This is a genomic window from Alistipes sp. dk3624 (genome assembly GCF_009557455.1).
Taxonomy (GTDB): domain Bacteria; phylum Bacteroidota; class Bacteroidia; order Bacteroidales; family Rikenellaceae; genus Alistipes_A; species Alistipes_A hominis.
This window is the reverse complement of the sequence record NZ_CP045651.1, coordinates 2,347,725-2,361,819: the sequence shown is the minus strand read 5'-3', so window position 1 is coordinate 2,361,819 and position 14,095 is coordinate 2,347,725. Positions and strand designations below refer to the sequence as shown.

Annotated in this window: 10 protein-coding genes and 1 tRNA gene; 10 read left to right on the top strand and 1 reads right to left on the bottom strand. The window is 35.5% G+C overall.

The genetic code is table 11. The annotated features are described in order from the left end of the window. The first annotated feature begins 2 nt into the window (after positions 1–2). The 6 genes from GFH31_RS10105 (at position 3) to GFH31_RS10080 (ending at position 7,829) form a co-directional block, all read left to right on the top strand. A complete protein-coding gene (locus GFH31_RS10105; RefSeq protein ID WP_153497852.1) occupies positions 3–2,903 on the top strand; it encodes an ATP-binding protein in 2,901 nt (966 codons plus the stop codon). 3 nt (positions 2,904–2,906) lie between these two features. Then, positions 2,907–4,598 carry a response regulator receiver domain gene (locus GFH31_RS10100; protein WP_153497851.1) on the top strand — a complete coding sequence of 564 codons (1,692 nt, stop codon included), beginning with the start codon at positions 2,907–2,909 and terminating at the stop codon, positions 4,596–4,598. A gap of 18 nt (positions 4,599–4,616) precedes the next feature. After that, positions 4,617–5,057 (top strand): very short patch repair endonuclease, encoded by a 441-nt coding sequence (locus GFH31_RS10095; RefSeq protein ID WP_153497850.1) that lies wholly within the window; start codon positions 4,617–4,619, stop codon positions 5,055–5,057. Between the two features lie 470 nt (positions 5,058–5,527). After that, complete coding sequence (locus GFH31_RS10090; RefSeq protein ID WP_153497849.1) at positions 5,528–6,103, top strand: YqiA/YcfP family alpha/beta fold hydrolase; 576 nt, start codon at positions 5,528–5,530, stop codon at positions 6,101–6,103. 133 nt (positions 6,104–6,236) lie between these two features. Next, positions 6,237–6,309, top strand: a tRNA-Gly gene (locus GFH31_RS10085). A gap of 293 nt (positions 6,310–6,602) precedes the next feature. Further along, the gene (locus tag GFH31_RS10080; RefSeq protein ID WP_153497848.1) at positions 6,603–7,829 is read left to right on the top strand and encodes a site-specific integrase; all 1,227 of its coding nucleotides are present in this window, start codon (positions 6,603–6,605) and stop codon (positions 7,827–7,829) included. Between the two features lie 78 nt (positions 7,830–7,907). On the opposite strand, the gene GFH31_RS10075 is transcribed toward GFH31_RS10080, so the two are convergent. Then, positions 7,908–8,987 carry a hypothetical protein gene (locus GFH31_RS10075; RefSeq protein ID WP_153497847.1) on the bottom strand — a complete coding sequence of 360 codons (1,080 nt, stop codon included), beginning with the start codon at positions 8,985–8,987 and terminating at the stop codon, positions 7,908–7,910. Positions 8,988–9,541: 554 nt separating this feature from the next. On the opposite strand from GFH31_RS10075, the gene GFH31_RS10070 reads away from it, so the two are divergent. The 4 genes from GFH31_RS10070 (at position 9,542) to GFH31_RS10055 (ending at position 14,033) form a co-directional block, all read left to right on the top strand. Continuing rightward, a complete protein-coding gene (locus GFH31_RS10070) occupies positions 9,542–10,813 on the top strand; it encodes a phage integrase SAM-like domain-containing protein (protein ID WP_153497846.1) in 1,272 nt (423 codons plus the stop codon). 129 nt (positions 10,814–10,942) lie between these two features. Next, positions 10,943–11,854, top strand: coding sequence for a hypothetical protein (locus tag GFH31_RS10065; RefSeq protein ID WP_153497845.1), 912 nt, complete (start codon positions 10,943–10,945; stop codon positions 11,852–11,854). Positions 11,855–11,859: 5 nt separating this feature from the next. Next, complete coding sequence (locus GFH31_RS10060) at positions 11,860–12,978, top strand: hypothetical protein (protein ID WP_153497844.1); 1,119 nt, start codon at positions 11,860–11,862, stop codon at positions 12,976–12,978. 2 nt (positions 12,979–12,980) lie between these two features. Next, positions 12,981–14,033, top strand: a complete 1,053-nt coding sequence (locus tag GFH31_RS10055; protein WP_153497843.1) for a nucleoid-associated protein — start codon at positions 12,981–12,983, stop codon at positions 14,031–14,033. Positions 14,034–14,095: the final 62 nt, after the last annotated feature.

The window sequence follows — 14,095 nt, the reverse complement described above, 5'->3', positions numbered from 1 at the left end:
TTATGGCTCAATTTAGAACGAAAGCGAGAGCTGTGGAGTTGTTAGGTAAAGGACAAATAGCCGATTTACCAACTGCTATATCGGAACTATGGAAGAACGGATATGATGCTTATGCCGACACTTTGAAATGTGAGCTATATCTTCCCGGCTATAAAGGTTTAAATTCTCCTTTTTTTATTCTTTCGGATGACGGTTTCGGAATGTCTGGGAAAGACATTTTGGATAAATGGATTGTTCTCGGGACAGACTCTAAGGCACGTGGAATTTCTCATTTGACACAAGATGAAAGGTTTGGTAAACGGCCGAGAATTCCCATGGGAGAGAAAGGAATAGGACGCCTTTCGGTTGCTTACTTAGGTAGTCCGATGCTAATGCTGACCAAGAAAAAAAACGAATCATGTCAAATGCTTTTTATTGACTGGCGTATTTTGGAAAACTATAACCTGTTTGTTGATGACATAGATATTCCCTTAAGTGAGTTCGATTCTATTCAGGATTTTGAGGATAAATTTCAGAAATTAAAAAACGATTTTGCAAAGAATCTGACAACAGATAATTGGAAGTACCAGTGGAAAGACCAAATTGATACCAGAGAAATCATTTTATCTGATGTTACAAAAACGTATGTGCCGGAATTTTTTATCCAAGATATAGTTTCTAAGTTGACAGAAGAAGAAACACACGGAACTATGTTTCTAATCTTTAACCCGCATGAACAGCTTTTTGAACTTAGTGATAGTGGGAATGTCGAATTAACAAACGACAAGACATTGCTTGAATTCCGGAAGTCTCTTAGTGGTCTGTATAATATTTTTAAAGGTAGCAGCGAATTCCATACTGAATTTTACATTTATGATTCTGTTGGTAAATATAATATTCTTGATGAGTTTTTTACCCCTGAAGATTTGAAAATATCAGACCATTGGTTCAAAGGTGCATTTGATGAGAACGGATTTTTTACTGGGGAGGTTCGGGTCTTTAATCAAATCTTCCAACATACGTTTAAACCTATCCGTCCTCCCGGAAAAACTCCGTATGGCTCATTTAATATTGAATTAAGCTTCAATGAAGGAACCCTCAAAAACTCCAAATTGAGTGCAGAACAATGGGACTACATTGGCAAAAAAACCGAGAATTTCGGAGGATTATACATTTACAGAGACGGGTTTCGTGTGCTTCCTTATGGAAGAACGGATTATGATTTTCTAGGATTTGAAGAAAGGCGCTCAAAGGGAGCCGGATATTATTTCTTTAGCCATCGTAATATGTATGGTTACATAGATATTAGCCGGGAGAAAAACCGCAGCTTGACAGACAAGGCTGGTAGAGAAGGGTTTATAGCGAATAAAGCATATAGGGAATTTCAAGATGACTTGATTCAATTCTTTACTGATTTGTCTTTGACCTATTTTAAGAGTATTGACAAAACAACTGATGAAACAAACCCTCGAAATGAGCAATTGGCAGAAATTCAGAGACAGAAAGAACGTATTCTTGAAGCGGAGAAGAAAAGAGGGAAATTAACTAAAGCTAAGTTTACGAATGATCTCAAAAACAATCAACAAGAGATAGAATCTTTAGAGGATGAAATAAATGACTTGTACATTAAACTGAAGGAAGAGACCCAAAAGGTAGAGTTAGCCTATAATGAGTACAATAAAATTGTTTCAGAATTAGAGTCAAAAAAAACCAAGTTACGTGAGTTAAAATTGATAAAACCTAAGAGGATAAGTCTTTCCTCGAGTCAAGAAAAAAAATACGCATATTATCAAGAATCTTTCAATCGTGTTTATGCGGTAACATCATCTTGCGATAGTTTGATAGGTGAAACCCGAAAGCGTTTTGATATTCAAAATTTGAAACTTGAATATATTAAGCGTTATGAAAGTAATGTGCGGGAGATATCAGGCTTAGTAAATAGTTATAAAAAACGATTCTCGGAATTTGCGGATAAATTTGATAATGATTTTAAATCAGAACAGATATCCTATGTTAATGCATTTAAACAAGAGATGCAAAATACGGATATCGAATCTTTAAATACAAAAGAAGATCTGGATCATGCAATTTCTATCTTGACTCGTTTAGCCGAAGAGACGAAAGATCAGATTGAAGGCAAATTTGCGCCATTTATATCTCATCTTGAAGGACTTACATTTGAAATTGATGATGATTATTTAGTCGGATGGTATAAAGAACAGCAAAAAAAGATAGAAGAACGCTTGAATCAAACAAATGAATTGGCTCAATTAGGAATGTCAATTGAAATAATCGACCACCAATTCAATGTGATGTATTCAAAAATGGCGGATGCTATAAATTTTTTCAAACAATATTCAAAACAAAATCCACAGCTTGAATATAACTTTAATCAACTAAAGATGTCATTCCAGCATCTTGAAGGGAATCATAAGCTGCTGAAACCGTTGTATCGAACAACGAGAAGACAACGAACTATTATTACCGGATCTGATATTGAAAATAATTTGCGGGATTTCTTTGCTACTATATTTAGTCGAAACAACATAGAATTAACGGTGGATGAGTCATTCAAAAAATATGAGTTCTTTACATTTGAGTCGATTATAAAACCGGTATTCATCAATATCGTCAATAATGCTATCTATTGGTTGATTCCGGTAGAGAATAGAAGAATTCATATTACATGTAAAGGAGATGAAATTCTAATTCTCAATAATGGTGAAAAAATAGAAGACCGATACTTAGAAGATATTTTTATTCTGTTCTTTACAAGAAAGAAAGACGGTAGAGGTATTGGTCTTTATTTGGCAAAGACGAATTTATCTTCTATCGGATACGATATTTGTGCGACAAATGATAAAGATTACAATTTGCTGAAAGGAGCGTGCTTTGTAATTAAACCTCATGAAATTAATTCGTAAAATATGACAGCTTCAACTTCACCATATCAGGATATTATTCGCAACTCAATAATTTCTGCCGTTTGCATTGATGACAAATTTGTCACCCCTTACGAAATCGTCCAAGAAGGTGATAAACTTGAAGACACTAAGTCTCTTTATGATTCTTTTCGGAAAGATGGCGATTGTGATCTTGACATCTATAAATTTGTTACCATTGAAAAATTCAATGATGATAAAAAATACTTGTTAGGTAACAAAGATTTGCTGATTTTAGACTGGGAACTAAATGAAGGATCTCCATGTAAATATAAAGATGCTCTGCCTATTTTGTCGGAAGCGATAGACGAGAACCATATACAATTTATAACTATATATACTCATGCTGAAGATACCGAATCTATCGCATTGAAAATATTCTCATATTTCAAATATGCCAATTTTCAAAAAGAACAAATTCTCGCAGGCTTGGAAGAGTTGCGCTCTATCGAAGATGATTTTGAGAATGACGCAGAGGTAGAAGATATAATTAACAAAAACATAAAAGGTTATACCTTAAATACCGATAAGAGAAGAGGGTTGAAAGGGGCCATTTCCAAAGAAATTAAGGACGGGTTAAATGATAATCTAAAATTCAGTGACTTTTGTCGAAATGTAAATCTAAAACGAGATAGTTTATTGGGCGGATTTGATATTTTTGAATGGTTAGAGTGTTATTGTTCCGATTCGGAAATGGAATTTCGTGAGATTTCTTATGATGTAGAAGTTGTTCCAATCTCGGATGTTCCATTTCATACTTTAATGATTAATAATTCCTTAATTACGATTATAAGTAAAGCTAAAGATGGAGATGATGATAAAAAGTTAATAAAACCTACTGAATTATATTCTGTTATAAGTAAAATAATAGAAAGTGTGCCTAATAAGTTCTCTGCACTTATATCATTAGAACTAAAACAGTTCTATCGTAAAAGCATTAATGCATTCGGGCGAGGTTTTATGGGAATCAATGAAGCTGCCCTGATACATCATGCTAAAAATTACGAACAACAGACTCAATATGAGGAATTTTATAATTTCATTTTGTCTTGCTGGAATAGTCAAATAACTTATAAAGTCAAAGAAGATATAGAATCCGTAAGATTACTGGCTCCCGATATTTCTACTTATGATACTGCTCCAGAGGAAGAGCATTTAATGAAATTGAATCACTTTCTTACTTTCTCTAAAAACACAAAGACGATAGATAAAAGAAAGATAAGATTCGGTGATGTTTTCTGCTTAGAAAAAGCACTCCCTCATTATGAGGAAATAAACGGTGAGATTAAAAAAAATAAAGACGACTACAAATATCTTATATGCATAACACAGCAATGTGATTGTTTAAGGCCACATAAAGTGAATAAGAATTTTGCTTTTGTAATAGGTAAAGAGGTTGCTTCCAAAGATATAAAGTCAGCTCTTAAACAAACAGAAAAAGACCAATACACCTTTGTTGATGAAAATAAAATAATTTGTTGGGAGAAGAAATTTCTTACAATAGATATTGGTGACAACAATATATTTAATCCTAAGTCCGGAATAAATTTCCAAATAAAAAGGAACAAAATACGTGCTACTTTTTGGGGAAATCAGAAAGGTACATTTACTCAGCGATTAGCGAATTTAGTATTTTCTAATGCGATGCGAATAGGTGTTGACTTACCTCACTTATAATCTGGATGAGGAGGAATTATGTCCGACATCTACCCTAAATCTAAACGTTCCGATATAATGTCTAAAATCACCGGGAAGGAAACAGTACCGGAGATTTTAGTACGGAAATTTTTGTTTTCAAAAGGATTACGGTTTAGAAAAAACGTAAAGGGCTTGCCCGGAAAACCTGATATTGTACTTCCTAAGTATAAAACAGCAGTATTTATTCACGGTTGTTTTTGGCATGGACACTCCTGTAAACGAGGTGCATTGCCGAAAACAAATTATGAATTTTGGCAAGAGAAAATCGGGAAAAATATTGAACGAGATGTCCGACATATCTCTGAATTACAAGTAAGCGGTTGGAATGTAATTATTGTTTGGCAATGCGAGATTCAAAATAAAGAGGATAGGAATACTCGTTTGAACAAACTGATAGAAGAAATACACCAAGCTCACAATATTTTTCCGATTACATAATCAAAGACCGCATATTGCGACTCGCTTTTGCAAAGTTAAGGTTATCGATCCTTCGTAATCTATTCAAACTCTCTCGATACGACCGTTTGTACATCCGCTTGACTTTCTCATAGAGAAATGAGCGGTCGATCAATGCATAGACCTCCAGTTGTTCTTACGAGAACATATTGAAAATCGCCGTCATCTTCTTATGTAGCGCATCAATTCATTGATTAAGCGCCTTTAAATCAGCTAATTAAATTATTAATACATACTTGTCGCACAAATAAAAATGCAATAATTTGCTCGATTTTTCTATTTCAAAAGCTTCAGAGTTAATCGAGTTAGTCATTTTCGGTAAACTTATGTTCGGGACTCATGCCTGATATCGAACCGAAAATATATGTTCTCTATAAATACTTAACTCCATTAACTATCAACAAGATAAACGAATAATTCGTTTTGATAAGCCGATTGTTTTCGCTATCTTTATGGTAATGAAAACAATACTTTACATACACGGTTTATCTTCGTCGGGCGAATCGGGAACGGTAAGACATTTACAAGACTTGTTACCCGAAACACGGGTAATCGCACCCGATTTACCGATAGATCCCGATGAGGTTTTGGAAATGTTGCACACGCTTGTCGCATCAGAACACCCCGACATGGTTATCGGTACGTCAATGGGCGGGATGTTCGCACAGCAACTCTACGACTGCAAGAAAATCATCGTCAATCCCGCGTTTCATGTTTCACGCACAATGCGGAAACAGATAGGTATTTGTCCGTTCCTGAATCCGCGTAAGGACGGCGCGACGACTTACACGATTACCTCCGCACTCTGCGATCGTTATGAAGAGACGGAACACCGTCAGTTCGACGGAGTGACCGATGAAGCCGTTGAAAAAACATGGGCGTTGTTCGGCGCACACGATACGGTCGTAAATTGCAGGGAAGAGTATTTGCAACATTATCGCAACTGCATGACATTCGATGGGGAACACCGTTTGAGTTACGAAAATATCCGGGATATCCTCGTGCCGCTCGTATGCAAATCGATTTAGACAAAAATCTGACCAAACCTTCAGATAAAGAACAACATAGTTTAACCCGCAAACGATACTTTCAGTCATTCGTGTTTTACGGAATGTTTTACATATAAAGTAAAAACGGTCACAAAGGACTGCTAACTATCTCGGAATGAGGTCTCAGAAAATGTAGAGCACAACCTTGCCAAGGTTGGGGTCGCGAGTTCGAGTCTCGTTTTCCGCTCAGAGTCCAAAGCAACAACAGGACAAAATCAAGACAAACCCTTTGAAACGATGTTTCAGAGGGTTTTTTCATGCCTTCTCCCCAGACATCACAGGACACCGAAAAGCCATTTCCGGACAGGTTAGTGTCCCGAAAGTGTCCCACTCTGCGGAGTGAACCTAAAAGTGGGACACTTTGGAGATAACAGGTGGGACACTTGTGCTTGTTACTCACTGAGAGATAGTCCATTGCCAAGAGTAAACTGTTTCGATTCGGTTTACCTAATCTTAAATTAAAGACAGGTAAACAATTATGAAAAGCACATTCAGAATCCTATTCCTTGCGAGGTGGGAGTTACAGAAAGAAAATGGCCAAGTACCGCTCTGCGTCCGAATTACCATTGATGGCGAGCGTGTGAAGTTTAGCCTCAAAAGCGAGGTGTCTGGAAAAATCTGGGATCCAAAATCTGGCAGAGCAAAAGGCCAGACTAAAGAAGCTCTTCAACTCAACCGCTATCTCGACAGCATCAAAGGTCAGATGATAACCCATTACCACCGTCTCTGCGAAGCTAATGAAGTGGTAACGGCAACGATGGTGCGTGATGCTTTCCTCGGCACGGATGTCAAGAACAACACCCTCCTTACTGTGTTCGAGGAATTCAACGACCGGCAAGAAAAACTTATCGGCATTGACCTGGCCCAGTCTACATTCAACAAATATGACCTGACCTACCGGCGACTCAAAGAGTTCATAAAAGTCAAGATGCGGAAAAATGACATCCTGCTTTGCCAGGTGGATCGCAATTTTGTGATGGACTTCGAAGCTTATTTGAAAATCGAATATAAACTCGATACCAACTCATCGGAGAAGTTGATGCGGATTTTCAAGCGCATCACAACCATGTGTTTCAAGAACGGCCAAATGCCCAAAGATCCGTTCTGCAACCACAAACTTAAAAAGGTCAAGAAAGACCGCGGCTACCTCACGAAGTCTGAACTGGAAAAGATTATCGATTTCAAACCCGACAATAAACGTCTCGAAAAAGTCCGCGATATATTTCTGTTCTGTTGCTTTACTGGCTTTGATTATTCCACGACTGCTGCCCTGGCGGGAAAGAATATCGTTACGGATGACGAAGGTTCTCTGTGGATCGAAACTCACCGTATCAAGACCGGGACTCCATCGAAAGTAAAACTGCTCGACATTCCATTATTCATACTGAAGAAGTACGAACTCAGGCGGGACGGCAACTTCCTACTGCCTGTAATGAGCAATGCGAAATACAATCTATACCTCAAGGAGATCGCCTCAATCTGTGGAATCGAGAAACGCGTCACCTCGCACCTTGCCCGGCACACATTCGCCACTACCGTTACTTATGCCAATGGTGTCTCCATTGAATCCATCAGCAAAATGCTCGGTCATACGAAACTCAGTACGACACAAATCTATGCTCGTATCGTCGATAAGACGGTGAGTAATGAGATGGATAAATTGGCAGAAAAATTACTAGATACAAAATTCTGTGCGAATTTATAAACTAAGTTTTTAATAGCAACGGCAAAGAAATCTTATATTTCTTTGCCGTTGCTATTTTTTAGAATCACTAAACCAATTCTAAACCCAATCACTTTTAGGGTAGATATACTTCTCGAGTGGCCTTCTATTCTTTTTACATAATTCAGAAAAATAGAGAATATCCGATACATATTTCAACAATGATAAACTTTTCAGAAAATTTACCTTATTTCCAAAGTCAATATCTGTTCCATGAATAATCTCATGTCTGTTCAAATCAGATGGATATGTGCGAAGTCGAGAATAATGCACGAAAATAGGACAGTCATGTAAAATCGGCGTTATGAATACCTTAAAATAATCATCCTGCACATCAAGTAAATCATTGACTATACTTGGAATATACTCCTTGTTCTCATTCTTTCTTTTGAGGAAAAAGTGTTTGTTAAGATTATCTTTGCAAATCCAATCGACTTGTACTAAAATTCCTATAATTGCTAATTCATAATGGCCTCTTTTATAGCTGCTCATTATTTGTGTTGAAATAAGATTTTTTCTTTTGGGGTGTCTTTCACAAAGTTCTTTGATGATTTCTTTGAGATTTGTTTCGTAATAGTTCGCTATTTCTATGTCAAGTGCGTTTATACTTTCTCCATCCACATTTGTTTCAAGTATTTCCGGGAAATATCGATTTGAATCCATTTCCATGAACCACCCGTTGTTAGCAATTACTCTTAAATTATGCGGGTAAAACTCATTTAGTCGAGCCAAGGCTTTATTTTTTATTGAACTTTCCAATGATCTAATTTGATTGGCAGTCAGTTTATCTCTCTTTCTGGACTTACTGTATTTGAAATAAAAATGTTCCTCTCCACACATCTTATCATACTGGATTAGATCAAGATATTCAAACCAGTCATCTATGTTTACCTCCATATCCGGATGCAGATATCTTAAATATACACCTTTACACATGATACTCCTGCCAGAACAACACTTTGATATAGCTTGAGGGGTAACATGCAAAAGCTCAGCAAGAGTTTTGGCTGATCTACAAAGTCCGGTTAGTCTTCTCCATTCATTAAACACAAGAACTCGTTTAGTTCTTTTTGATTTTTCGTTTTTCAATCTCCGGTATTTTGATATTAAATCCTCGAATCTTTTCCAGATAGCATTCACCGTTTTAAAAGGCAATGCAACCCGTGATGTAGTCTTACATGTTTTGTATATTGATAGCACTCATAATTACCAAGAAAGCTTTGGCAATTGATGATTAATTATTTAGAACCAAGGCGAAAACAATCAATGCTGATAGGGAATATTTTTGGCTCGTATGTGAGACAAACTTTAAGTATTTGGCCTTAATGCTTTTATAATTCTAATCTAACTCTTATGGATTAATGTTACTTAATACGACTTAATACTTAATTATCAAGTTGTTAGCAATAATCGGCTTTGTGTGCTGTTAGCCAGCATGTTACTAAAATCCGCACTCCGTGTTTTTTGGCAGCTGACTTCCATGAAAAATGTACACAATCTTGGTCGTTTTTGGTCATTCTTTTTCAAAAATACAAACTTTTTTTGAGAAAATACGATCATTCAACTTTTGTAATTCCTAATTAATCACCAATCACTTACAAATTTATCCATTATCAGCATTAGTCCTTTTATCATTGTATTTTTCTCCGGATTTTTGGTTTCGGTATTAATCCTAAATCAAAAATTCGATCATTATGTTTTCAATTATCATCAAGGGAGAACGCAATCTCCAAGACATCGAACTGGTTAAACTAACGATTGTGTTTTACAAAACAGGTTATCCGCGAGTTCCGAAAGTTCTCTACATAACGGGGCCATATTCAGATTGGCAGAAAGACAAACAATGCTTTGTTCCAAACTCGGCGGAGAACATTTCCAAAAACAGGTTACTTCAAAAGGAGAAACTGAAATATCTAAAGATTGCCGAGAAATGGGAATACTCCGGAAAGAATTGGATTCCTATCGAACTTGCACATTGCTTCGATAAAAAGAACGGAGTATTGGATAAATACACTTCCGTAAGTGAGATTATAAAACAAATCGAAAAAGAGACTGCAGAACAAACAAGAATCCGCAACGGAAGGGAATTTGACAACCGACGTAACGCAAGAACATTTCAATATCTGCACAATTGCCTGGAACGCTTTACACTGTCAAAATATCGAAAGACATTTTTAAATTATTTATTCCGGGATATTACCGAAAAATTTATTGAAGATTTTATCATCTATTCAAAACGCGAAGGAGCAAAGAATGGAAATCGGGGTGGAGTGTTTTATAAACTTCATATGCTCTATAAGATCGTTGAATACGCCCAGAAGAAAAAATTATACAACGTGAATTTGGGAGCATTCGATAAGTTTAAAACTTACATGAAAGAATCGCCGGTCGTGACCAAAGCCGTTTCGCATGAAATAATAATGAAGATAGAGCAAGTCGATAGAAGCATTTTGAAGAAATGCGAACACCTTTATCTCGATCTGTTCCTGTTCAGTTACTATGCCGGTGGAATGTCGGGAATAGACATCTGTTATCTCGAACGGCATATGATTAACGGCGACAGCCTTAAGTATGAACGTATTAAAACTGATAAGATATGCAGGGTTATTTTGACAGAGAAAGCGTTGGCGTTAATCGAGAAATACAAACCACTCGCCTATATGAACTACTTGTTCCCAATATTCAAGCTAAAGAATATGTCGCAGCATAAAATGTATACCAGGGTAAATTACACAACCCGTATGGTTGCCGAAACGTTGCGGAAAATTTGTGCCGAGCTCGGCATCAATCATCACATCACCTGGAGTACGGCTCGCAGCAGTTTCATCTGCAAAATGCTTGATGAAGGCTATCATGTCTACCAAGTTGCCGAAATGACAGGCAATTCACCAATGGCCATATACAAGCATTACTATGGGATAACAGATAAAGAAAAAATAAGCCTAATGATGAATAATATGTTTTGATAGACCTTGTGTATTAATATTATGTAAGCCTATTTCATATTATTTCAAAGTATTTGGCTATATTTGTAAATAGCTGCATTATAATAATAGTAAGGAGCATCAATGATCTAAAATATAACAAATAATTATATGGGCGAATATTCTAAAAGAGTAGGTGAAGTTGGTGAGTCTGTTGTTGCGGACTTATTACGTTTGCTTGGCTGGCAAAATATAATGAGGAATGAGGATATCGACAGTATTGATACTGACTTCAGAAAGAAAACAAATGGTGTTGATGGGTATTATCATTACAATAATCCAATGATTAGTAATACTATTGAAAATGTTATTTACTCGTGTAAATATAGTACTTCGCCGTACCCTACATCACAGGCACAAATTGTAAACACATTTAAAAGCTATTATACAGATCTTGCTAAGGCCATAGAATCATTTAAGAAATCAATATTGAAACAAAAAACTTGTGAGGGATATGAGTTTATAGATAATTGTTTTGATCGAGGAGTATTGTTTTGGTTAAATAATTCTAACGATAGAGATAAAGACCTTATAACCAAGCTCGGTAAGATTGAATTAACGACTGAAACCAACCACGATGGCATATTTTTGGTTGATAATAAAAGGGCCGAATTCTTATATAACGCAATGAGCTATGCTTTAGCTGCTTATAGAGGTTACGACATTGACTTCATCTACTTCATTAATGGCTTGAACTTGGCTGATACAAATTTGCGAAATGGGAAAATAATGCCGGTTGAATACATTAATTCCAGCATCTTGCCACTACGCCTTAGTAAAGAAAAGGAAACAATGGTTATGTTGTTTACAATAGACGACTTCGATGAAAATGACTTGATGAAATATTTTGGAATTGCAAATAAGATTGGTTGTAATACTCAAGGTTCAACGGTAATATGCTTCCCGAACTACCTTGAGACAGAGCACAAAACAATAGTAGAAGCTAAAAAACAAATTTTCCAAGAGCCGTCATTTACCACTAATCTCCATATTGTAAATTATAATCAGCCTCTCTTAAGATAAAATCTATGGAAAAATTAGATATTAATAAGCAAGTTCCTTATGGAGCCTCATTGCAAGAGGTATTGGATCACCCATCTCTCAATGAGTCCAAAATCAAATATTTTCTGAGATTTAAAGGAGTCTTCATCGAGAATAGTAAACCAAATGATACTTATCCAATTTTATTGTCGACGCTCATTTCTCCCAATGAATTTGAGTATATAAAAGAACACATAAGAACTAAAGAAGCAAACCAAAAGATACAGTCTCGTACTATCGAATGGCATGATAGAAGAGATTTGATAGAAATCGTTCCGGATAGCATTGACTTAAAAAAAATGGTTGAAGAGTCTGGTGCTCGTTATAAAGTCATCAAACAAACCAACTTTGCTACTGTCGATGGAGATCGCAATAAAGTTAAAATGACATTTAAATGTGAAACAAACAACTACAACTCGGGATGGTATAGAACGAAAAATGAATATGACGGAGAAATATTAGTTGAAAAAACTGGAGAAGGCGATGAAGCTTATCTTCGAATGATTTATACATCTCCGGAAACTATGAATATTGCAGATATTGGCGTCAAATATTTAGCAAAAGAATTCAAAGATAAAAAATACACTAAACCAGATAAGGATATAGAAAGAATCTTGTATGGTAATTTCACTAATGAAGAGAGAGTTTCTTTCTTTATGAGTCTTACAGGAGCAAATGACGTATTTACATTTCAACGATTTACCAATGTCGATATTGCTCCTGATAAAACAAAAGACCTCCCTGCAGAAGTTCATAAATTAATGACTGGAAATGTTAACAGTCTTAATATAGATGGCGAAAATCTTCATGAGAACTTTCTACTTAGGGAAAGAGAAAATCATCAATTTGTTGAATTGGCTGATATTGAGGCACGATATGATTTCTCATATCACGTAGCAGAAGGAAGTTGTATTGTAAGATTCGGATTTAGTAAATACTTAAAAAAACGTCTACACAACATAGAGTTCTCCATAGACATATCGTCAATAAGCCTTAAAGATGAATATCAACATCTTAACAAGGAGAAAATAAGATCTTATCTTCTACAAGAGTTTGAGAAGTTTAAAACGGAAAAGTATAACCAGATAAAGAAACAAAGGGAATAAATATGTCCGCATTCGATTTTACCGAAATAGAATTTCATAAAATAATTACTCACCATATAGGAAATAAATTGAGAGATGAAGGATACCTTTTATCCTCTGATATATCAGCCATTGATGGGGCAACTACAGAAATATTATTAAAATATTTCATTCTACCATTAAAACAGGAAGAATTATTTACATTTACCCATCCTGTAAACATTGAAATGAATGAAATATATGCATTAGCATCGGATTTATTTGCTCGGCATGAGCTAGCATTTATTGAAACATCACAAAGTATTGCAAAGTTGTTATATGAAAATTCTCAACATCCCAAGATTAAAGAGGGCGAATTTAATGTTGTGTATTTCAGGAACGTGTGTTATAATGGCACCTACACTGATGCAATAGGATTGTTTAAATCCGAGACTTCTGTTCCTTTTTTGAAGATGAACGGAAAAGATAGCCATTATTTTATAAACCATGATTATGGTTTTGATGTGAAAGGAATTGACAAAGGATGCCTAATTCTTAATGCAAACCAGGATAATGGTTATATAGTATTAATTCTAGATAATGCTAATAAGTTTGGAGAAACACGCTATTGGAAAGATGCTTTTTTAAATGTAAAGCCATTGAGCGATGACTATTTTCAAACAAATGAATTTTTAACTATTACTAAGCAATTTGTTTCTAAAGAGTTATTAAAGGATGAGTACAACATAGACAAAGCTGATCAAATTGATTTGTTGAACAGGTCGGTAGATTATTTCAAATCTCATGATACTTTTGATCGGCTTGATTTTGAGAATACAATTTTTCAAAACGACGAAGTTATTGAATCTTTCAGGCGATTTGATGATGTGTATCGTGAAAATAAGCAGATTGAATTAAATAATCAATTCGATATTTCAGCTAAAGCCGTGAAGAAACAGGCACGTGCTTTTAAAAGTGTTCTAAAACTGGATAAGAATTTTCATATATACATTCACGGCGATAGAAATATGATAGAACAAGGAATTGATAATGATGGTCGTAAGTTTTATAAAATATATTATCAAGAAGAAAACTAAGGAAATCATAATTTCTTCTCCACTTCATCTAACCTTACTTCATCAATCGACACTATCCTTAA